This is a genomic window from Aquimarina spinulae (genome assembly GCF_943373825.1).
In the GTDB taxonomy this organism is placed as follows: Bacteria; Bacteroidota; Bacteroidia; order Flavobacteriales; family Flavobacteriaceae; genus Aquimarina; species Aquimarina spinulae.
Genome location: NZ_CALSBP010000003.1, coordinates 718,553 through 739,201 on the forward strand (window position 1 = coordinate 718,553; position 20,649 = coordinate 739,201).

The following is a 20,649-nucleotide window of genomic DNA, read 5'->3' on the forward strand; positions in this document are numbered from 1 at the left end:
ACTACTGAGTTCTTATTCTATTGAGAATAAATCATTTATATATTTTTTAAGGATTAATCTAATTTAATTACTAAGTTTACATTAATGAAGTTTATCATATTCTTAGTATTACCCCTTCTTTTTCTATCGTCTTCTGTAAGTTCTGATACCTATATTGGAAAATGGAAAATTAAAGGAGGATCGATTATCGAAATCTATAGGGATGGAGATTATTTTTTTGGAAAAATTGATAAACGAGCAGAACGTCCCTTATCCAATCTTAATGGTTTGGATAATAAAAATCCTCAAAAAGAGCTTCAAGGTCGTCCTTTACTTGGGATGAATATTTTAGAAAATTTGAAATATAAAGATGGGGCATTATCTGGCGGAACTATTTATAATGCAGATAGTGGTAAAAGCTATATTGTAAAAGTTTGGATTAATAGTGACAATACTGATCTTTGTTTTATAAGAGCATATAAAAGCTTTCTATTTAAAACCTTTGAAGCTAGAAGAGTTAAATAGGTATAAAATATTCTATTATTGCATCTCATTTATTTATTATTAAAATGCTAATTAGATGAACTCATAGAATTCTACTGATTTTAAAAAAACGTACATATTCATAAAAAACTTTTAAATTTGTATACTTCCCCTTTTTCAGAACTAACAAACTATGAATCTAACCTTTGTTGTTATGCGTATTATATTTTGAATCTAATTTTAACTATAAATAAACAGCAACAACATGAAAGTTTTAAAAAAAATAGGAATTGTGCTTATTGCACTTATCGCTATTATTCTTATAGCGGCAGTCTTTGTTTCTAAAGAAGTAGTTTATGAAAAATCTATTAGTATCGACGCTCCTATAGAGGTTGTGTGGGAAAATGTAAATAGTCTCGCTGATTTAGATAAATGGAGTCCATGGAATGATTATGATCCTAACATGGCAAAAGAATTTAAGGGTACAGATGGGACAATTGGTGCAACAGCTAGTTGGGACAGTGATGTAAAAGAAGTAGGTAAAGGTAGTCAAACCATTGCCAAAATTGAAAAACCTAATCTTTTTGAAACGGATCTTAAATTTTATGAACCTTATGAAAGTGAAGCAAAAGGGTATATTAAAGTACTAAAGGAAGGCAATGCCACAACAGTAACATGGGGTTTTCAAAGTGAAATGCCCTACCCTTTTAACCTTATGAATTTATTTACCGATATGGAAGAAATGATGGGCAAAGATTGGAATAAAGGTTTATCAACACTCAAAAATATTTGCGAAAATAAAGGGTAACATTTCATGCATGATCACCTGATTTCAGAAAAATATTAAAAACAAATAGAAAAGGGGGAACCACCCCCCTTTTCACTACCAAACTCAACTCTATATTCCACAACAAATAAGTCCCAAATATTTGTCTCTCCTATATCCATAATCACAGCCACGGCCTGCTTTACATTCCCATGTATCCTCGCTACCACCGTTAATATTTCCCTGCTCATTTTTTTTGAGTTTATGAACTCCATTAAAATTTAAAATCTTTGTTATCATGTGTGAAAATTTAAATTATTAAATGTATTCTGAACAATTTTAATGACACTCAGAATTTATGTCCAAATCTGATTGTTTTTTTGATTTTGAATCTGCTGATTATTAAGGATGTGATATGCTATCATTTGGTGGTAAATATCCACAACATACAACATCACCAAATTTACTATCATCGATATGCCCATATCTACACCATTTCCCTGGTGAAAGACATACTGTATTTCCTCCTCCATTAATCTCAAGAAGTTGTTCCTTTTTAAGCTTTTTAGCTCCGTTTAATTCTTAAATTTGTTTTAGCATAATTATTAAATTAACTGATTTAAAGAATTCCCGAACAGTTAAAGACACTCAGGGATATGTCTATATAATATGTATTAAGATAAAATGGGGTACAAACTTCAACACAACTGATACTTATTAAGCCTAATCTCTAATTAGTATCCACAAATTTATAAAGGTCCAATATCTCCACTTGGTAAATAAATTGATAAAGTTGTCCATTCTGTCCATACCCCGTTACTTTTACCCCTTACTTTAATCGTTCCCATTCCACTGCGCAACGGGCTTACCATTATACTAGCATACTTGGATTGTTTGATTTCTGACCGAGTAGTGCGCGAAAAAGAGAATTGCCATTGCCAATCTTCCATTACTGTATTACTAGATACGTATGCTTTAGAATATGTCTTACCGTTTATAGTGATTACAGCCACATCAACTAATATTCTTGAAAGCTCTGGTGGGCATTGTAGGTTTTCATCAACCTCGAATCTTGGTCTTCGGGTAGGTTTATTATTTTTAACAACTCCGCTTAGTTTACAAAAAGACACATCACCAGAAGCTATTAAATTAAGAAAAGTAGTATTTGAAAGTTTAGAGGGTTGTGTTTTAATATATCCTGCTTTTTTGGGCCAGCTATCCTTTAAAATCCATTGCGTATTATTTCCCAGATCATCCCAACCAATAATTGCATAAGCATGATCATTGATCTCGGTTAATTCTGAAGAACTGTATTCTCCAAATTTTTCTAAAGCACGGTTCGTCTGAGAATGTTTTACTTTCATTATCATTGGACCATCAATTAACAATCGTTTTATATCATTGATAGATCTAATAGAATTTGACCCTATTTCTGATACATTTCTAACGGTAAAATAATCTGAATTAGTAATCAGTTGCCCACATTGATTATCTATTTTATAGACCGGGGGCTCTCCTACTTCGCGAAGACGAAAATCTCTTTCTTCACTAATGCATTCTAAGGCCTTACCTCTATACCCATTATATGCAGGAGAAAACCAATCATCTACATTAGGTATAAAATCATTATAAATATATGAGGAAGGATATTTATGTGCAGGAATTTTAAATCCGTCTTCTAATACATCCTCATATAACCAAAAATTAGTAGAGAAAGCACCCATATACAAATATGCATTTGATAGTGGAATACTTACATTTTCATTATATTCTATCATGTACATGGTTTCTATGACGGCATTAAACGCATGAGACATGCATGGCCCTTGAAAAATCTGATCTCTGGCTGGTGTTGTAAAATCTCTTACTCCCGATGATGTTTTAACTTCTTTCCAAGAAAACTTGCATGGTAATTGAGCAAAACCCGAAGTAGTAGAAATCAAGATTACTATTAAAAACGTTTTAAGTAATGGTACTCTCATATGTTCAGAAAATTTAAATAGATGCTTCTTTAAGTATAGAAATATCAAAAAGAATAGTTTTTTTGATTCTAAAAATCCTATCTCCCGTATTATTCATTATTATTTTACTACCTGATATTTGATAGTTACCAGGTAGTAAAATCTAGATGTACTTATTAGCAAGTATACTCTGGATCATTGGCTAAAAAGGGATAATTTGAAAGCCAAAAGCTTGGATTACTACAAAACTCCCTTACTGAAGGTATATAACCTCCCTGGATTGTTTTTTGCTGTAGTTTGTGAAGCGTTTCTACTCCTTCTAAATTTTTAATCTGTTTTAACATTAGGTTTAATTTTATATAGATTAATAGTATATACAGTGTTTAATTAGCACCACTCTGCAGTATTACATTCCATTTCATATGTATAAGGAGCATCATTCCCTCCTTTTATATTATTTAAAGAAGTTACTTTTAGCTTCTCGAGGTTTAGTTTTTTTAGATTAACTTTTTTAGTTTCTTTACTTTTCATTTCTTTTAAAACTTTAGACTATTAATTATTACTTGATCATTTAGCGACACTCAAGACTTATGTCATTTATAAAAATATACTCCGGGTATCTATTAACAAGCTTCTGGGCGCTCAGAATAACAACCGTATTCCCATGTAAAACCAAGATTACCACCTTTAACCTCATTCAAAGAAGTTACTTTTAGCTTCTCAATCTTTAGTTTTTTTAGATTAACTTTTTTGGTTTCTTTACTTTTCATTTTTGTGTAAAATTTTAGATTATTAATTAGTACTCTGATCTTTTATCGACACTCAAAGCTTATGTCTTTTAGGAATAAATTTTTGAATAGTTTATTATAAATTCTTACCACCACTATCATTTGTTACTTTTATTCTGCCCAATTAATTTTATGTGTTCTGTCGATATAAATGATACCATCAAATGCTTTTCCATAATAACCAATTTCAGTTTCGTTGTTTCTATATTGAGCACCTGCACCAGACATTACTATTAGCGGTTTTTCTAAATACAATCTTAAATCATCATTATATTTTGCTTTTCTAAGATTTACGAATGTATTAGGGGTTCCGTATTGTTTTAGGCAATTGGTAAATGTATTTTCTTCTGTTTTATCAAAACTAAATGTTTGAAAATCCCAGCCTACTTCATTTGCATTATTAGGGTAAGCAATAAAATCTCCCATACCAAAATCGGTAGCTATATTAAAATAGGATGAGTCATATATTTTGCGTAATTGATGCCCTGTTACATCTACACCTCCATTACCTACCCAATCTCCAACGTGAGCATTATGTGCCCAATACAATGCCTTTGAATCTTCTCCATGATACTTCAAAATCCATTCAATATTTTCGGCCATATAAATATCCCGGAAATCATGTTTACGTTGCTCAACATTTTGATTAATAGCGGTAACAAACTGGCCTAAGACTTCTATATGATGATATATTAAACTAAATTCCTCCTCGGATGTCTTGTTTTTAAATATTTTATGATTTTCAATAAAATAGCTCTTCAGTTTAGAGTAAGAAATATAGTAATCTGATTTCTCGCTTTCTTCTATATTTTGCCACAGATGTTTTTCAAATCCATCAATTACATAATCAAAACCTAGCAATTTTAAATACTCTTTAACTCGATTGACATCAGAAATTACATATTGCATTTCGCATCCATAAATGTGAATTTTATCCGTGTGATTTTGATTGTATTCTCTTAACCAATTCATTAATTGATAAAACTCCTTAGTTTTATAACGCCATGTAGAATTATGGTTTTTTAAAATGGCTTCTAAACCATCTCTTTTACCTTGAATGAAGTCATTTAAGTATTGTCCTTCTCCAAAACTGGTTTCTAAAATCAAAATCTTAAAATTGTGTTTTTTGGATAAATACTTCATTAATTCTTCCGCAAGAATGGTAAATTCAGCCGTTCCATGAGTGTCTTCACCATACCCAACAATACGTACATCTTTGAATTCTTTATCGAGAAATGAAAATGAGTTAGCTGCTATGTTTTCGAACCCAGAAGCATAATTTGCCAGCTCAGAATTGCATTGTGAATTACATGATATGTATAAAATTGAAGTTATAAAGACACTTACTGCTAATCTCATGTGTTTTATTAATTACAAAACAATTATTTCTTAGGTTTTTTCTTTCCTTCTTTTTTCCTTCTTTCTTAATAGATTTAATTATTATTTCATGCTATTTTAGATATCATAAAAAGGCAAACTAAAATCAGAAAAAGAATTGTTGCAAAATTTTCTTGCCGTTGAAGGGAATGAGGTTATTTCCCATATTCTCAAAAACAAATAATTGACTACCAATATCATTATTATATTTTGATACAACAGCAAGAAATTTTGTTGAAGCAAACATAGATTCAACTCTAAAAAAATTATAATGTAATTTGGGTTTTGTGACGAATACCCTATAAATTAGTGACGAATTATCTTTATCTAGAAGTGGATTTTATCTAATTCGGAAACATATTTTGTGCTTACCGGTAATTTCTCATTATTAATCGTCACTTCGGTCTTCGATTTTGAATGTACTTTATCTACTCGAATGATATAAGATCGGTGAATCCTAATATATTCTAAAGGGTCGGGAGTAGATTCTATAAAGCAGCCAATTTTTGTTCTAAGGGTATAGTTTTTATGCTCTGTAATAATATCAATATAATTTCCAGAGGATTTAACATATAAGATTTCGTTAGTTTTTATTTTGATTTCTTTTTTACCTTCTTTAAATAGTATATACTTTTCATTTTTGTTTACCCGTTTTATTAATAAACGCATTAGTTCTCGAGTAAAACTTCGATTAGTATACAGTATTTTTATCCTAAGAAATAAATATATCAATAAAAGAATAGCGATTAGGCATGCTAGCTGAAACCACAAGGTTTTCCAGTAAGGAAGTTTAATAATAAAAGAGTACGTCTGTACATTTTCTGAACAATCTTTCTCATTATTACACGCCTTTACCATAAAAGTATAACTACCGTGTGGTAGTGAAGAAAACCTAATTTTTCGATTATCAGAGAATTGCCATTCTTCATCAAAGCCTTCTAATTTATATTTGTATTTTAATTTATTATTGGCAAATAATATTCCTTCAACAAAAAACTCAAGGTTATTTTCATCATACTTTAATTTTTGTGATCTAGAAGTAATCTGTATAGAATCATTAACTTTTAAGCTTTTAATTTTTAAAAAATAAGCACCGGGTATATTCGATTCTAAAACAGATTTTGGAAAATAGGTTATTCCTCTTTTTGTTCCTAACCACACTGTATCATCTATAATCTCAATATCTTCTATTTCATTACTAGTTAACCCTTCTTGAACAGATACTCCTTTTATGTCGATATCCTTATCAACTCCAAATACAATCTTATTAACACCTTTATTGGTACAAGCCCATAGAACGTTTTCATTTTCAAAATAAATCTCTTTAATGGTATTACTATTTAATCCATCTTTGGTATTTATTGTATATGTACTATCTTTTTTTACAACAATAATACCTTTGCCTACTGTAGCGAGATATAGTTCTTCTTTTTTAGGATGTATATCTATATCTTCAATTCTGGCATCAAAAAATGGTGTACCCTTCGGAAAAAATGAAGTAAAAGAGGTCTCATTTTGTTTAAATAAACCTTTAGAGGTTCCTATATACAACGTATCTTTTCTAATAATTGCATCTAGGACGCGATACGGAGTATCAATAGAGTTTACATATTCTGGTGTTATTATTCTCACCGCTCCATTACTTGATGCTAAAATAGTTGAACTACCATCTGGCTCAGAAAGTTTTAATGTATAGCCTAGATCAATATTTTTATTAAATGGGGTTATGAGTCTATTATTATTATAGATGAATAACTCATTTTTTATAGTATCACTCGTAACCAAACCATGAATATTACCAGTAGATTTACTAAACATTACAGCTTTTTCGTCTTGTTTAAAACGTACGATACATCCATCGGTTGTTGAAAAATACAATGCTTTATTTTTATCCTTTGCCAGAGAATTTACATGAGGGTTTTCTATAAATGGGATTCTTTTGTTTTTGATGCAAGGGTTCTTAATATAAAATACACCAGAATTTAATGTTGAAAACCAATACCCTCCATGGTGATCTATTAAAAAATTGGTTACCGATAATCCTTCTAAAAATGTGGTGTTTGTATTTCCATTAATATCAACAATGCGAGCTCCTCCATGATGATATCCTACAAAAAACTGAGAATCATTTATCGTTTTAAGACCTAGAGGGCTATATTTATTTTTTATAGAAGTATGAATATCTCCTTTATCGGTTATAACTTCTATTAATTCTCCATTAATAAAAATTGTATAAGACTTATTTCCTAAAGTAATAGCACTTCTTAATGTACTACCTTTTAGTTTGGTTTTTACTAAATGTTTGCTAAGTTCAGTAGTATCATTACTTAAAAAGAAAAACGGGTTTTCTGAAAAAGTCTTTTTAGAAACTATATATATACCTTCTTTTAATTCAGTATCAGCCGGAGGTTGTAATATTTCCCCGCTTTTACTAATAATAATTTCACCATTAATTCCTTTTCCTCCAATATGTAACGATTGCTCAGCATCTAAATATATACTTTCTACAACCGATTTTTTACTAATCAGATTATTCAGTTTATCATTATAGTTATATAATTTTATTTCTTCAGTCTTTTCATCTATAATAAATGTTTGTTCTGTATTTTGAGTTCTACACCAAATTTGACCATTAGCCTGCGGGAAAAAATCAAAAATTGCATCTTCTAGTTTCTCATTTGATCCAAATTTTTCGAACTCATAACCGTTATATCGAATAATACCTTTTTGTGTTGCCAACCAGATATATCCTTTTTTATCCTGATATAAATCATATATCTGTGAGCTAGACAACCCATTATTTGTTCCATATGATGTATAGTTATAATCATTTTGGGCAAAGGAAAACGCAAAAAAGAATAAAAAAAGTGATCGAAATATCTTCAAAATGATGACTATATATATTAAATTTTTAAAGCGTAATATTACAAAATAAGTCTGTTAATCATTTTAAAAAATTAAGTGAATTTTAAGTTAAAACCACAAATTAAGTAATTTAATCCTGCATTGAAAATAACATAAAGTATCAAATACTAGTTGCGGAAAAAGTTATTTTTCCATAAAAAAAGCCCTCTGGATTATAGAATCCAGAGGGCTTTTTTGTAGAAATACTGTTTATTAATTTAGAGCTTTTTCAACCTTAGCTTTTACTTTTTCTAATGCTTGTTCTAAGTCCCAGACCAAATCTTTGGCATGCTCTACACCTATTGATAATCTTACCAATTGGTCTGTAATATTCATTTCTTGTCTTTGTTCTTCATCTACACCTGCATGTGTCATAGTTTTGGGATGCTCTGCCAAACTTTCTGTACCACCCAAGCTTACTGCCAGTTTCATTAGTTTAAGATTATTAAGGAATATAAATGCTTCTTCTTCTCCCCCTATAATATCAAAAGATACCATTGCTCCAGGAGCAGAACATTGCTTTTGAAATGTTTTATACCCTTCTGTTTCTTCTTCTAATAATCCCAAATAGTATACGTTTTCAATCTTAGGATGATTATTTAAATAATCAGCAATGATCTGAGCATTTTTCGTTTGCTGATCCATTCTTACTTTTAAAGTTTCTAAACTCCTAAGCATTAACCACGCTGTATGTGGACTTACCATATTCCCTAGAAAAGTACGAAGGGTTTTTACTCTTAACATTAGTTCTGCATTCCCTAAAACTGCTCCTGCAATAAGATCACTATGCCCCCCTATATATTTTGTAGCAGAGTACAGCACCAAATCCGCTCCACATTGTAAAGGGTGTTGCCATAATGGTCCCATATACGTATTATCTACAGCTACCAAAGCTTTTCTGTCATTAGTGCTAAATTGTTTGGCAATCTGGCTATATTTTTCGATATCGACAATATCATTGGTTGGATTGGCAGGAGTTTCGAGATAAATCATTGCTAATCGATCTGATTTTCCAGAATCTTCGATCATTTTAATCACTTCATCTGTACTTTGATTTGGCATTACTCCTATGGTATGAACTCCTATTTTATCCAAAAAATGATGAATAAAATGATCTGTTCCTCCATATAATGGATTACTATATATTAGTAAATCTCCGGGTTTAAGGAATTCTAATAATACTGTACTTATTGCAGACATTCCACTTTCAAAAACCGCACAATCATCTGCTTTATCCCATAAACATAGGCGATTTTCCAGGATTTCCAGGTTGGGATTATTAATTCTACTATAAATAAGACCAAGTTCTTCTTTTGGAGATTTCTCCCTTAAACCATAGGCTAATTCAAAAAAAGCTTTTCCCTCTTCTGCAGTTTTAAAAACAAAGGTTGATGTTTGAAAAATAGGGCACTTTATGGCTCCTTCTGATAATTCTGGCTTATAACCATGAGTCATCATTAAACTCTCGGGGTTAAAATCGTGTTTCTTCATTTATACTATTTTATTCTTTTTTAATAGTAGAGCTAATACCAATATAGATCAGCATATTTACTATTATTTTCATAAATTGAATTGATATCCTAAATACTCTTTTCAATCCTTAAAACTACACTTAAAAGAATTAAAAACCCTATTGTCATAAATTTTAAGAAAAAATAGTATTTATTTTTAATTCTAATAGAATTTTATTCTATATTTGATATAGTATCAAGCTTTATATAGAAAATTATTATGGATAAAATAGATCGGTCAATATTATTGTTATTACAAAAAGATGGTAAAATCACTATTAAAGAAATTGCAGAAAGATTAAACCTAACTACCACTCCGATTTTTGAGCGTGTCAAAAAATTAGAACGTGAAGGCTACATAAAATCATATAAAGCTATTCTAGATCGTAAAAAAACTGGATTACAATTGATGGTGTTTTGTAATGTTACCTTAAATCTTCATCAAACCGATTATCTAAAAAAATTCGAAAAAGATATTCAACAATTCCCCGAAGTTGTAGAATGTTATCATGTAGCGGGTATGTTTGATTACTTAATTAAAATCTATGCAGAAGACATGGAACGTTACCAGGATTTTTTATCTAATAAACTAGCTTCTCTAGAAAATATTTCTAAAGTACAAAGTTCTTTTGTGATGACCGAAGTAAAAGATTTCTCGTATTTGCCAATTCCATAAAAAATATATTTAGGCTTAACAAAAGATTTAGAATACATACTGTATTTTTGATATTCAACTAAAGAAAATTGCACAGATTATGGATGTTAAAAATGCTAAAGTTTTAATTACTGGTGGTAATTCTGGGATAGGAAAAGCTACTGCTAAGCTTTTAAAAGAAAAAGGGGCTCAAGTAGTCATTTCTGGAAGAAACGAAACTACATTACAGGAAACTGCAAAAACATTAAACATTGAGTATATAAAGGCAGATGTAACCGAAGAAAATCAAGTTCGGAATATGGTGCAGGAAGCCAAAAATAAGATGAATGGACTTAATGTATTGGTTAATAATGCTGGTTATGGATATATTTCAAAACTTGTTGATATCGAAGCTGATAAATTTATCGATCAGTTTAAAACTAATATCCTAGGTGCTACACTATGTGCCAAAGAGTCGGCAAAGCATTTTGTATCACAAGAATATGGCAATATTATTAATATAGGATCTACTTCTTCACTAAAAGGCTCACCAACGGCTTCGCCATATGTTGCTACCAAATTTGCTTTACGAGGTATGACCGAAAGTTGGAGAAACGAATTACGTCCTCATAATATTAGGGTTATGCAGGTAAACCCTAGCGAGGTAATGACTGGTTTTGCAGATAATAGAGTTGATCATAATTCTAAAACAAAACAATACACCGAAGCAGAACAGCAAACCAAACTTAGAGGAGAAGAAATTGCCCATACTATTAGTAGTCTTTTAGAAATGGACGATCGAGGGTTTATTACCGAGGCCACAGTTTTTGCTACAAATCCCAAGGTATAAGTTACCTCATTATTTTCACCAGAAGTTCTTTAAGAATATCACCTTGTGGAAGATTTGTTGCTCCTACTCCTTTACTTTTTACATCGGCGTCTCTTAGGTAGGCAATAATCCCGCTTACTTTTTTCATAGGGTAATTACGAGCTGCTTCTGAGTAATCTTTTACAAAGTATGGATTAATTTTTAAAGCACTGGCAACATTACGCTGGGACTTATCAGTTAAGCCATGATATTGTAATACCTGAGAAAAAAAACTATACAGTAAAGAAATGGTAACCACCAATGGGTTGTCCTTGGGGTTTTGCGCAAAATAATTTATGATAAGATGTGCTTTAACCCCATTTCTGGTTCCTATTGCCTTTCGAAGTTCAAAATTATTAAACTCCTTGCTAATCCCAATATTCTCTTCAATTTGATCAGCGGTAATCTGAGTTCCTGAAGGAATAATTAATTTTAGCTTTTCTAACTCATTATTTATTTTACTAAGATCTGTACCTAAAAACTCTACCAGCATTTGAGACGCTTTGGGGTCAATAGTATATTTGGCTCCACCAAGAACCCTTCTTATCCAATCAGAAACCTGGTTTTCGTACAGTTTTTTACTTTCAAAAATAACTCCATTCTTCGCAACTACTTTATAGAGTTTTTTTCTCTTATCTATCTTTTTATATTTATAACACATTACCAAAACAGTAGAAGGCTGTGGATTTTCTACATAATCTGCCAGTTTTTCGATCGTTCTGGATAATTCCTGGGCTTCTTTAACAATCACTACCTGTCTTTCTGCCATCATCGGAAAACGTTTTGCGTTAGCCACGATATCTTCTATACTTATATCACGACCATACAATACCATTTGATTAAATCCTTTTTCTTCTTCGGCAAGTACATTCTTATCAATAAATTGAGAAATCCTATCTATATAATATGGTTCTTCTCCCATAAGGAAATAGACAGGTTTAATATTTCCGTTTTTTATATCACTTACGATTTGTTTTACTTCATCCATTCAGAAAAAATCATCAAATTTGTGTTATGCAAAAGCTTAACTTTCCAGAGTATCAGTTCAGGTTCAAAAATAGCGAAAATAAAGTTTCTATTTTTGACAGAATTCGTAAAAAATTTATCATTCTTACTCCAGAAGAATGGGTACGGCAACATACTATTCACTTTCTTATTGAAGAAAAGAAATATCCCGAAAGCTTAATTAATGTAGAAAAACTAATACAACTCAATGGACTTAACAAACGTTATGACATTATTATATTTAACTCAGACGGTAGTATTTTTCTTATAGTAGAGTGTAAATCTGCACGTATAAAAATTACGCAAGAAGTATTTGATCAAATTGCAAGATACAACCTTGCTTTAGACTCAGAGTATTTAATGATCACCAACGGTTTAGAGCATTATTATTGTCAAATGAATTATACCGATCAACAGTATACTTTTCTAAAAGATATACCAGATTACAAATAGTTGTTGCCTTCATTACTTATGGTAATACAGTTACTTAACTCAAGAATTTAATATTTCACATACATAACCAAATATGATATCAATTTAAATAGGGTATACTTTATTCTTTTTTATTTGAATTTATCGTAATTATTCCTTTTACTTTGTAGACGTGAATATCGCAGTAGTCATATTAAATTGGAATGGAAGATCGTTATTAGAACAATTTTTACCTTCGGTGATCAAAAATTCTAAGGAAGCTACTATTTATCTTGCTGATAATGCTTCTACAGACGATTCTATTGCTTTTGTGACAACTACTTTTCCTGAAGTTAAAATTATTCAAAACAAAGTCAATGGAGGCTATGCTAAAGGATATAATGATGCTTTATCAAAAGTTGATGCAGATATTTTTTGCCTTCTAAATAGCGATGTTGAAGTGACTAAAGATTGGTTAGTTCCTATTCTTAAAACGTTTAAATCCCGTACAGAAGTTGCGGCTATACAACCCAAAATCCTTGATTATAAAAAGAAAACTCATTTTGAATATGCGGGAGCTGCAGGAGGATATATCGATAAGCTGGGATACCCATATTGTCGAGGAAGAATATTTGATACTCTAGAGGAAGATAAAGGACAATATGATGATACTACTACTATATTTTGGGCGAGTGGAGCATGCGTATTTATAAGAAAACAGGTATTTGAAGAGGTTGGAAAACTAGATGAAGATTTTTTTGCTCACCAAGAGGAAATCGATCTTTGCTGGCGTATACACAGTAACGGCTATACAATACTTTATCAAGGTTTGTCGACAATTTATCATTTAGGAGGAGCAACTTTGGATGCGATGAATCCAAGAAAAACATTTCTAAATTTTAGAAACAGTTTATATCTCCTAATCAAAAATGTACCAGGAAGTAAAGTTTGGTTTTTGATTTTTATACGAATGATTCTAGATGGGCTTGCTGCAATTAGATTTATTACACAAGGAAAATTTTCTCATTTTGCAGCTATTTTCAAGGCACATATTAGTTTCTATGCTAATTTTAACACTTTTAATAAAAAACGTAAAAAACTTTCAAAAACGGGGAAATATTATTCTCTTTTTTCCGTTGTATGGCAGTATTTTATTTTGAAACGTAAACATTTTGATCAATTATAAGGAGATATAATAAATTATTGTTAATGACCTAGCATTACGTCACATTTTTAATAATTTTGAGTTATATAACCAGAACAAGACTAAAAACAAATTTTCTAATGAAAAAAGCAATGATTATTGGGGCCTCTCTAGCAATTCTACTATCTTCCTGTGTTTCGCAGAAGAAGTTTTCAGAATTAGAAGCCAAACACAAAGAAACTGAAGATTTATTAAACTCCGCAACGGTTAAACTAAATAGCTGCCTTGAAGAAAAAGCAAGTTCGACTTCGCAACTTAAAGTTCTTCAAGATCAAGTATCTAATCTTAAAAATCAGAACTCTGCTCTATTAAATAATGTAGGTAATTTAGCCACTCTTTCTACTAAGGAAGCAGAGAATCTAGAAAAATCTCTAGAAAGTATTAAAGAAAAAGATTTGCAAATAAGAACAATGCAGGATGCTATTACCAAAAAGGATTCTGTAACCTTGGCACTTGTAACCAGTCTTAAAGGAGCCTTAGGAAATCTTGCAGATGAAGATATTGAAATTAATGTAGAAAAAGGAGTTGTTTATGTTTCTATTTCTGATAAGTTACTTTTTAAGAGTGGTAGCTATAATGTTTCTGCAAGAGCTCGTGAAGTATTAGGTAAAGTTGCAAAAGTTGTTAATGATAAACCAGATATCGAATTCTTAGTAGAAGGTCATACAGATAATGTACCTATTAAAAACAAAGTGCTTTTGGATAACTGGGATCTAAGTGTAAAACGTGCTACTTCTGTAGTAAGAGTATTACAAAATGATTTTAAAGTAGATCCAAAACGTATGACTGCGGCAGGAAGAAGTTATTATATACCAGTTACTGATAATAATTCTGCAGCAAACAAAGCAAAAAACAGACGTACAAGAATCGTTGTATTACCAAAACTTGATCAATTTTATAATATGATTGAAGATGGTATGAAAAAAGCTTCAGGAAAATAAAAAAATATTTTTCTATATATACCAAAAAGGGAGATCAAAATGATCTCCCTTTTTTATTTTACCAAGCAGTATGCACTTTCATTAATTTAAAATGATTCCTGTGCCATTCTGTCTCGGGAAATTATGAGTTTCGTCTTTACCCCTCTCTTCTCCTTGTTGGAAAAATTTCTTCCAAAAAGAAGATTCTTTCCACCTGGATTCTGCTTTGTACAATTCACTTTTCACCAAATAGTAACTATCAAAAACAGAAAATAATGTTTTAGAATATGTTACAAATCCTCTTCTGTCGCCTGTTAAGATATAGGATTCTATAGCATTTGAAGCTTCTCTAACCGTATAAATTGCATTGGCAATACCATGAGAAGAAAGAGGATCAAAAGATAAAGCCGCATCACCTACCGCCATCCAATTTTCTCCTGATAAATAATTGGCTATAGATGAGTTTGCATCTGATCCTATAATTTTCACTTCAGATTGCTCTACCAGAAAATCTTTTAGCAAAGCTGTTTTAGATAACACCGATTGCCAATCAGAATACTCTCTTAGTTTTAGTTGAACAAGGTTTTCTCTATTCGTAAAAATCGACAACACATTGGTTTTCTCATCTAAACCAGAAACAATCCCCCACCCGTCTTCGAAAGATTCTACAAATACATCGTATGTCAATTTTGGATGTTCTACTTTTGGTAAGTGACAACTAAAAGATATTAGGTTATCATATAATCGAATAGGTATATTTAATTTTTTAAGAATAGCACGATTTCTACCTGTTGCATCAATAATCATTTTTGCAGTAATGGTTTGTTTTTGATGATTATTTTCTACTTCTACACTAACTTCTTCTTTAGAAATTACCATATTCAACATTTTTTCATAGCGCATCACATTCTCATCGCATAATTGTTCGAGATCATCTACTACAGCCTTCTTATTAATTTTTAAACCATTTTTATATGACAATTGAGAGAAAAAATTGTTATTCGATATCCTTGTATTCCCCCACATTGAATGATACCCATATGTTTTCCTGATCGCATTTTTTTCAAATATCTTTAGGAGATCAAGAGCATGTAATAAAGGCATTGAAGAAGGAGGCAATGTCTCTGCCAAAGCAAAGTGTCTCTTCTTACTTTTACGATCCAAAACCAGATGTTCTATTCCTTTTTTCTTCAAAAGAAATGACAACACTAATCCTGCAATACCTTTACCTACAATAATAACATCTGTATTCATTATTTTTTATCAGCTTCTTTTCCGCTATAAGAAACATATACCGTTTTGGGTAATCCTTCTATATCTATATCCAATTTTCTACCAGTGACTATTCCTATTTTATCCCATTGATATACCATATTAATGAGTCCGTTAAGATACCCTCCTTCTGCATGATATCCTACAAAACCTGTATCTGCAGTGTGCAACCAGGCCAAGCGATTTGCATAAATATTACGTTTGGTATCCTCCAAAATATTGGGATCAAGAAGCTTTTGGTAACTTTCCTGAGGAAACACATGTACAGGTAAATTAGCTGCCCACCATGACGGAATAGGATATTGTTTCTCTACAAAAACTGCCTGACAACTACCTGCATCCGACTGCCAGGGAATCCCCATCCATTTGGTAAGATCACCAGGTGTAAGTTTCCACAACCAATTTTTCTCATTTTTGGGATCCATAGATTCACGAATATCCTCAGAATTCATCTGAAATCCAAAATCATTATAAAATATATCGTTTTGTTCTTTACTAGTAGCAGCATTAAGACGAACTTCTCTTAATCCATAAAACCCATATTTAAAAGCTCCTTCGGTTATCCATTGATATATCATACTATTCTCTGCATAAATAAGATTATGCCGCATAGGCCAGGTTAACTCTACTCCTGGATGAAAACCTCCACCATATAACGTTTCTAATACAGCTCTGGTCATCAATAATGGCTTTTTAGATTCATCTTTGAAAGCTTCCAAAAATTGATTTTGATAAAATGCTCCCATCTCATCTATAGTCTGAAAATCAAAATCAGGAGACGTTTCAAATTTACCATCTTTCCAGTTTTCAAGTTGTTCATAAAGCATTGGTGGAATAGCAAACCACTGAGCTGGGCTTCCTGGGTAGTCTATAGCATCTCCTGGATAATAGGGAAGTTTTAATTCATCGGTTCCACTACCTCGATTTACAACATCAGTTTTATCTTTGCTCGGTATTATAGGCTCATTATTATAATGATATGAAGGGTCTCTAAAGAGATCGAATATTTGTTTTCTCACAGCATCTGCTTCTTCTTTTGGTTCTTTTTTATAAAGATATTTAAATTTCCCATCTGCCATAAGTTTATCGATCGTTTCCTTAAATGATGGGGAAAGGAAATCTCCTAGATTAACCCATTGCATCCTATAGAGACGATAAAATATCGGAAATACCAGGCTTAACTCGGGAGCATAGCTCTCATTCGATGCTCCTGCAATTAAATCAAACATCGTAGATATTGGCTGAATCTGAGGTGCATAATCTGGCGGTGCAGTGGCTACCCAGGCAGAAGATAGTACATCATCCAAATGATACGTATCTCCACTTTTCTTAGAAACAATAGATGCTGTAACCCTTCCATCACATATATCATCATACCAGTTAGAGTTATCTGCAAAATCATTATTAAGATCCGATGGGTTTAGAGAGGCCGAAATACCATCTGCCCCATAAAAAATTAATGTTCCTTCGTCATACTCGATAGTACCTAGATCAACAGATTTAGAAGAAGTATTCATACTAGCCGCTAATTTACTAACCCCACCATTATCCGACGGAAACTTCCCTCGAATCACCTCACGTTGATCACTAGCATTAACTTTTGTCTTTCCCGGGTGATTCACCAGTTCTTTACGATAATCGTATCCTCCTTCTACTCTCATAGACTGGTTTAGTACATTAAGATTTCTTCGTTTTGCTCCAATACCAGGTGCCAGTTTGTTTTTTACAAAATTTGGAGATAAGTTTTGGTTTTTAGATAGCACAGAGAGATCCAGACTATTATTAAAATCATACCAAAATGGCTTCTTATTAGCTACTTCTACCGTCCATTCAATATCATAATCACTAGCATCTATTTGCTTAACAGGTACCCCATTGTCATCACATTCATAAACATAAAATCGCTGAGCTTGCTTTTTTAAAGCTCCCTCCTTGGTAAGATAGTGCTGGTCTGTATCAAACAAATTAGCCCAGGGAACCTCTGGACTAAAAATAACCTGATCTTTTGTAGCGGGACCGTTTCCTAATCGCGCAATGCCTATAGATGGGTAAATTCTGAATTTAGGTAGTTTCCTAGTACTCATTTTATTGGTTTTAAGTTTTCTTAAAGTTAATAAAAATCCTACGGCATTATACACGTATTTATACGTGGTTTTATACTAAAATCAGGTACAATTTATACCTTATAGGCAAGTATAGATTAGTTGTCTAAAGCGGTATTACTAAACCAAAAGCTATGCTTTATTACTTTGTATAGAAATATAGGTTTTTGGAGTATACCCCGTAAATTTTTTAAAAGTAGTTGAAAAATATTGTGATGAACTAAATCCTAAGTCAAAAGCTACCATAGTAATACTATCTTTCTTCAATAAATCAACTTTTGATTGCTCGATTTTTAACCTATTTATATATTCTTTAGGAGGGATACCCTTGGTGTTTTTAAACCAAGATTTAAAATATCCGACAGAAACATCACAAATATTTGCTAGTTCATCAACATAGATGATACGATGTAAATTATTCAAAATATAAGTATCGATATCATTTAATCTTTTTAAAGGAGGACTATCTTGTTTTCTCTTCGAAAGGATCAATATTTCTAATATAGTCTGAACAATAAGTTGATTTATGGTGATTTCGGATAAAATAGTACTGCTTGCTTTTAGTTCATTTAAAAGTTTTTCGAGCATAAATTTGATCTGAAATGCTCCTTTAAAAACCTGTTCTGAAGTCTTCTCTAACGCTTTTAGAAGATATTTTGAATGCTCTCCTGATAAATTACATAATCTATCTCGCTTATCAGAACAATTGATTTGTAACCAGAATAGCTCTCCTTTATCCTCGGGGTATTTGCCGGTCCCATGTTCTTTATTAGGGGGAATAATAAGAATATCATTACCATGCAATTGAAATAATTCTTCACCAATTACATAATGTTGCTCTCCTTTAATGCAAAAACATAGTTCTATAGCGTTGCGATGTTCATGTATCGGTAATTGGGGTTGTGCTTTAGAATATTTATAATATCCAAACTGCAAACAACCATTAATACCATAATCTGATAAAAAATGTACTATACGTTCTTCTGAATTGATATTCATTTTGTATAAAAAAATAAGGTAGTACAAATTTAGAAGATTTATTAAGATGTTTTATTCATCTTTGGATAAAATCAATACTATAAAATGAACACTACAAAAAATGAGTTTTTAACCAACGGGTATACCAAAATAGATCAACTTTTTGATAACACAGAAGCCGAAAAATTGTTAGAGATCTACAATAGTGTATTGAATGATAAGGAAAAAACAACGCACTTAAGAAGTGATTTGGCAGGGTTGGATGATACTAGTAAAGCAATTGAGCGGATTACTCAGATCATGAGACCAAGTTTGGTAATCCCAAAAATATTAGATCATATCGCGTATAAAAAGGCATTACACTACGCAAAAGAACTGCTGGGAGATGATATGGAATTAGATTTTGATATGCTTATTAATAAAGCACCTCGTACTAATACTCCAACCCCATGGCATCAAGATGCTGCTTATTGGATAAATTTACCCGATAAAAGAGCTGTAAGTTGTTGGATTGCTTTAGATAATGTATATGAAAGTAATGGTTGTATGTGGTTTCTTCCGGTACCAGATCAACGCATATTAAAACATAACAATTTACCAAATGGAGGAGCTTTATATTGTGACACTGATACAACTAATGCGATACCTGCTCCTCTACAGGTTGGCGGATGTACTTTTCATGATGGTTTCACACTACATTATAGCAAAGGAAACACTACAAATAGTCAACGAAGAGCTTTAATACTAAATTTTAGACCAAAAGAAATGATAAGATTAGAACGGAACCAGGGAATAGACCATACTGGTGTAAGAAAGCAACGTTCATAAATAGCTTTTTATCTAAGCTAGATAATATCAATACTCCCCTTACCTTCTCTAAGCAATATCGGTTCTCCGCTGGTAAGATCAATAACTGTAGATGGTATATTATCCCCATATCCACCATCGATCACCATATCGACCAGATTATCCCATTTTTCTAATATCAATTCTGGGTCTGTGGTATATTCTATTACTTCATCTTCGTCGTATATCGAAGTAGATACAATAGGATTTCCTAATTCTTCTACGATAGTTGTGCAAATATTATTATCAGGAACACGAATACCAACCGTTTTTCTTTTTTTAAAAACCGTAGGCAAATTATTACTACCCGGAAGAATATAAGTATATGGCCCCGGAAGCGTTCTTTTTAATAATTTAAATGTTGTATTATCAATTTGCCTTACATAATCAGAAAGATTACTTAAATCTTTACATATAAACGAAAAGTTAGCTTTTGCTAGTTTTACACCTTTGATCTGTGCAATTCGTTCCAAAGCTCTATTATTTGTAATATCACACCCTAAGCCATATACCGTATCTGTAGGATAAATAACCAATCCTCCATTACGTAAACAATTAACTACTTGTTGTATTTCACGTGGGTTTGGATTTTCATTGTATAATTTTATGAACTCTGCCATATAAAGTGATTGTAAATAAA

The 20,649-nt window shown here is 31.6% G+C and carries 20 protein-coding genes; 8 read left to right on the forward strand and 12 right to left on the reverse strand.

Features of this window, described 5'->3' with window-relative positions:
• Positions 1 to 84 precede the first annotated feature (84 nt).
• Together NNH57_RS25845 and NNH57_RS25850 are read left to right on the forward strand one after the other, a co-directional pair.
• A complete protein-coding gene (locus NNH57_RS25845) occupies positions 85 to 504 on the forward strand; it encodes a DUF2147 domain-containing protein (RefSeq protein ID WP_074409895.1) in 420 nt (139 codons plus the stop codon).
• A gap of 223 nt (positions 505 to 727) precedes the next feature.
• Complete coding sequence (locus NNH57_RS25850) at positions 728 to 1,270, forward strand: SRPBCC family protein (RefSeq protein ID WP_074409896.1); 543 nt, start codon at positions 728 to 730, stop codon at positions 1,268 to 1,270.
• Between the two features lie 707 nt (positions 1,271 to 1,977).
• Here NNH57_RS25850 and NNH57_RS25855 read toward each other — a convergent pair.
• The 7 genes from NNH57_RS25855 to NNH57_RS25885 all read right to left on the reverse strand — a co-directional run bounded on the left by NNH57_RS25855 (position 1,978) and on the right by NNH57_RS25885 (position 9,749).
• On the reverse strand, positions 1,978 to 3,210 hold the full coding sequence (locus tag NNH57_RS25855; protein ID WP_074409899.1) for a C1 family peptidase: 1,233 nt from the start codon (positions 3,208 to 3,210) through the stop codon (positions 1,978 to 1,980).
• Between the two features lie 155 nt (positions 3,211 to 3,365).
• Positions 3,366 to 3,533, reverse strand: coding sequence for a hypothetical protein (locus NNH57_RS25860; protein WP_159099191.1), 168 nt, complete (start codon positions 3,531 to 3,533; stop codon positions 3,366 to 3,368).
• Positions 3,534 to 3,576: 43 nt separating this feature from the next.
• Positions 3,577 to 3,720: a hypothetical protein gene (locus tag NNH57_RS25865; protein WP_159099190.1), complete on the reverse strand. Its 144-nt coding sequence runs from the start codon at positions 3,718 to 3,720 to the stop codon at positions 3,577 to 3,579.
• A 92-nt stretch (positions 3,721 to 3,812) separates the two neighbouring features.
• Entirely contained in the window at positions 3,813 to 3,959 is a 147-nt protein-coding gene (locus tag NNH57_RS25870) for a TIGR04149 family rSAM-modified RiPP (protein WP_132066083.1), read from the reverse strand.
• Between the two features lie 129 nt (positions 3,960 to 4,088).
• A complete protein-coding gene (locus NNH57_RS25875) occupies positions 4,089 to 5,336 on the reverse strand; it encodes an erythromycin esterase family protein (protein ID WP_074409900.1) in 1,248 nt (415 codons plus the stop codon).
• A 345-nt stretch (positions 5,337 to 5,681) separates the two neighbouring features.
• Positions 5,682 to 8,240: a ligand-binding sensor domain-containing protein gene (locus tag NNH57_RS25880; RefSeq protein WP_074409901.1), complete on the reverse strand. Its 2,559-nt coding sequence runs from the start codon at positions 8,238 to 8,240 to the stop codon at positions 5,682 to 5,684.
• Between the two features lie 231 nt (positions 8,241 to 8,471).
• Entirely contained in the window at positions 8,472 to 9,749 is a 1,278-nt protein-coding gene (locus tag NNH57_RS25885) for a cystathionine gamma-synthase family protein (protein ID WP_074409902.1), read from the reverse strand.
• A 240-nt stretch (positions 9,750 to 9,989) separates the two neighbouring features.
• Between NNH57_RS25885 and NNH57_RS25890 the strand changes: the two genes are divergently transcribed.
• On the forward strand, positions 9,990 to 10,445 hold the full coding sequence (locus NNH57_RS25890) for an Lrp/AsnC family transcriptional regulator (protein ID WP_034238836.1): 456 nt from the start codon (positions 9,990 to 9,992) through the stop codon (positions 10,443 to 10,445).
• Between the two features lie 79 nt (positions 10,446 to 10,524).
• Positions 10,525 to 11,253, forward strand: a complete 729-nt coding sequence (locus NNH57_RS25895) for an SDR family oxidoreductase (protein WP_074409903.1) — start codon at positions 10,525 to 10,527, stop codon at positions 11,251 to 11,253.
• Position 11,254: 1 nt separating this feature from the next.
• Here the strand turns inward: NNH57_RS25895 and holA are convergent, their stop codons facing one another.
• Positions 11,255 to 12,259: a DNA polymerase III subunit delta gene (gene holA / locus NNH57_RS25900; protein ID WP_074409904.1), complete on the reverse strand. Its 1,005-nt coding sequence runs from the start codon at positions 12,257 to 12,259 to the stop codon at positions 11,255 to 11,257.
• Between the two features lie 26 nt (positions 12,260 to 12,285).
• Here holA and NNH57_RS25905 point away from each other — a divergent pair, with 26 nt between their 5' ends.
• The 3 genes from NNH57_RS25905 (at position 12,286) to NNH57_RS25915 (ending at position 14,832) form a co-directional block, all read left to right on the forward strand.
• Positions 12,286 to 12,729 carry a type I restriction enzyme HsdR N-terminal domain-containing protein gene (locus tag NNH57_RS25905; RefSeq protein WP_074409905.1) on the forward strand — a complete coding sequence of 148 codons (444 nt, stop codon included), beginning with the start codon at positions 12,286 to 12,288 and terminating at the stop codon, positions 12,727 to 12,729.
• 151 nt (positions 12,730 to 12,880) lie between these two features.
• Positions 12,881 to 13,873, forward strand: coding sequence for a glycosyltransferase family 2 protein (locus NNH57_RS25910; RefSeq protein WP_074409906.1), 993 nt, complete (start codon positions 12,881 to 12,883; stop codon positions 13,871 to 13,873).
• 98 nt (positions 13,874 to 13,971) lie between these two features.
• Positions 13,972 to 14,832 carry an OmpA/MotB family protein gene (locus NNH57_RS25915; RefSeq protein WP_074409907.1) on the forward strand — a complete coding sequence of 287 codons (861 nt, stop codon included), beginning with the start codon at positions 13,972 to 13,974 and terminating at the stop codon, positions 14,830 to 14,832.
• Positions 14,833 to 14,913: 81 nt separating this feature from the next.
• Here NNH57_RS25915 and NNH57_RS25920 read toward each other — a convergent pair whose 3' ends face one another.
• The 3 genes from NNH57_RS25920 to NNH57_RS25930 form a co-directional block, all read right to left on the reverse strand.
• Entirely contained in the window at positions 14,914 to 16,065 is a 1,152-nt protein-coding gene (locus NNH57_RS25920) for an NAD(P)/FAD-dependent oxidoreductase (protein WP_074409908.1), read from the reverse strand.
• The gene (locus tag NNH57_RS25925; RefSeq protein ID WP_132066085.1) at positions 16,065 to 18,167 is read right to left on the reverse strand and encodes a LodA/GoxA family CTQ-dependent oxidase; all 2,103 of its coding nucleotides are present in this window, start codon (positions 18,165 to 18,167) and stop codon (positions 16,065 to 16,067) included. Before NNH57_RS25925 ends, NNH57_RS25920 begins: the two co-directional genes overlap by 1 nt.
• Positions 18,168 to 18,317: 150 nt before the next feature.
• Positions 18,318 to 19,184: an AraC family transcriptional regulator gene (locus NNH57_RS25930; protein ID WP_074409910.1), complete on the reverse strand. Its 867-nt coding sequence runs from the start codon at positions 19,182 to 19,184 to the stop codon at positions 18,318 to 18,320.
• Positions 19,185 to 19,268: 84 nt separating this feature from the next.
• Between NNH57_RS25930 and NNH57_RS25935 the strand changes: the two genes are divergently transcribed.
• The gene (locus NNH57_RS25935) at positions 19,269 to 19,991 is read left to right on the forward strand and encodes a phytanoyl-CoA dioxygenase family protein (protein ID WP_074409911.1); all 723 of its coding nucleotides are present in this window, start codon (positions 19,269 to 19,271) and stop codon (positions 19,989 to 19,991) included.
• A 17-nt stretch (positions 19,992 to 20,008) separates the two neighbouring features.
• Here NNH57_RS25935 and NNH57_RS25940 read toward each other — a convergent pair whose 3' ends face one another.
• Positions 20,009 to 20,629, reverse strand: a complete 621-nt coding sequence (locus NNH57_RS25940; protein ID WP_074409912.1) for an L-threonylcarbamoyladenylate synthase — start codon at positions 20,627 to 20,629, stop codon at positions 20,009 to 20,011.
• Positions 20,630 to 20,649 lie beyond the last annotated feature (20 nt).

Bases quoted from the DNA above. Each gene is read 5' to 3' on its own strand.
- NNH57_RS25845 (WP_074409895.1), top strand. From the start codon at position 85: ATGAAGTTTATCATATTCTTAGTATTACCCCTTCTTTTTCTATCGTCT.
- NNH57_RS25850 (WP_074409896.1), top strand. From the start codon at position 728: ATGAAAGTTTTAAAAAAAATAGGAATTGTGCTTATTGCACTTATCGCT.
- NNH57_RS25855 (WP_074409899.1), bottom strand. From the start codon at position 3,210: ATGAGAGTACCATTACTTAAAACGTTTTTAATAGTAATCTTGATTTCT.
- NNH57_RS25860 (WP_159099191.1), bottom strand. From the start codon at position 3,533: ATGTTAAAACAGATTAAAAATTTAGAAGGAGTAGAAACGCTTCACAAA.
- NNH57_RS25865 (WP_159099190.1), bottom strand. From the start codon at position 3,720: ATGAAAAGTAAAGAAACTAAAAAAGTTAATCTAAAAAAACTAAACCTC.
- NNH57_RS25870 (WP_132066083.1), bottom strand. From the start codon at position 3,959: ATGAAAAGTAAAGAAACCAAAAAAGTTAATCTAAAAAAACTAAAGATT.
- NNH57_RS25875 (WP_074409900.1), bottom strand. From the start codon at position 5,336: ATGAGATTAGCAGTAAGTGTCTTTATAACTTCAATTTTATACATATCA.
- NNH57_RS25885 (WP_074409902.1), bottom strand. From the start codon at position 9,749: ATGAAGAAACACGATTTTAACCCCGAGAGTTTAATGATGACTCATGGT.
- NNH57_RS25890 (WP_034238836.1), top strand. From the start codon at position 9,990: ATGGATAAAATAGATCGGTCAATATTATTGTTATTACAAAAAGATGGT.
- NNH57_RS25895 (WP_074409903.1), top strand. From the start codon at position 10,525: ATGGATGTTAAAAATGCTAAAGTTTTAATTACTGGTGGTAATTCTGGG.
- holA (WP_074409904.1), bottom strand. From the start codon at position 12,259: ATGGATGAAGTAAAACAAATCGTAAGTGATATAAAAAACGGAAATATT.
- NNH57_RS25905 (WP_074409905.1), top strand. From the start codon at position 12,286: ATGCAAAAGCTTAACTTTCCAGAGTATCAGTTCAGGTTCAAAAATAGC.
- NNH57_RS25915 (WP_074409907.1), top strand. From the start codon at position 13,972: ATGAAAAAAGCAATGATTATTGGGGCCTCTCTAGCAATTCTACTATCT.
- NNH57_RS25920 (WP_074409908.1), bottom strand. From the start codon at position 16,065: ATGAATACAGATGTTATTATTGTAGGTAAAGGTATTGCAGGATTAGTG.
- NNH57_RS25925 (WP_132066085.1), bottom strand. From the start codon at position 18,167: ATGAGTACTAGGAAACTACCTAAATTCAGAATTTACCCATCTATAGGC.
- NNH57_RS25930 (WP_074409910.1), bottom strand. From the start codon at position 19,184: ATGAATATCAATTCAGAAGAACGTATAGTACATTTTTTATCAGATTAT.
- NNH57_RS25935 (WP_074409911.1), top strand. From the start codon at position 19,269: ATGAACACTACAAAAAATGAGTTTTTAACCAACGGGTATACCAAAATA.
- NNH57_RS25940 (WP_074409912.1), bottom strand. From the start codon at position 20,629: ATGGCAGAGTTCATAAAATTATACAATGAAAATCCAAACCCACGTGAA.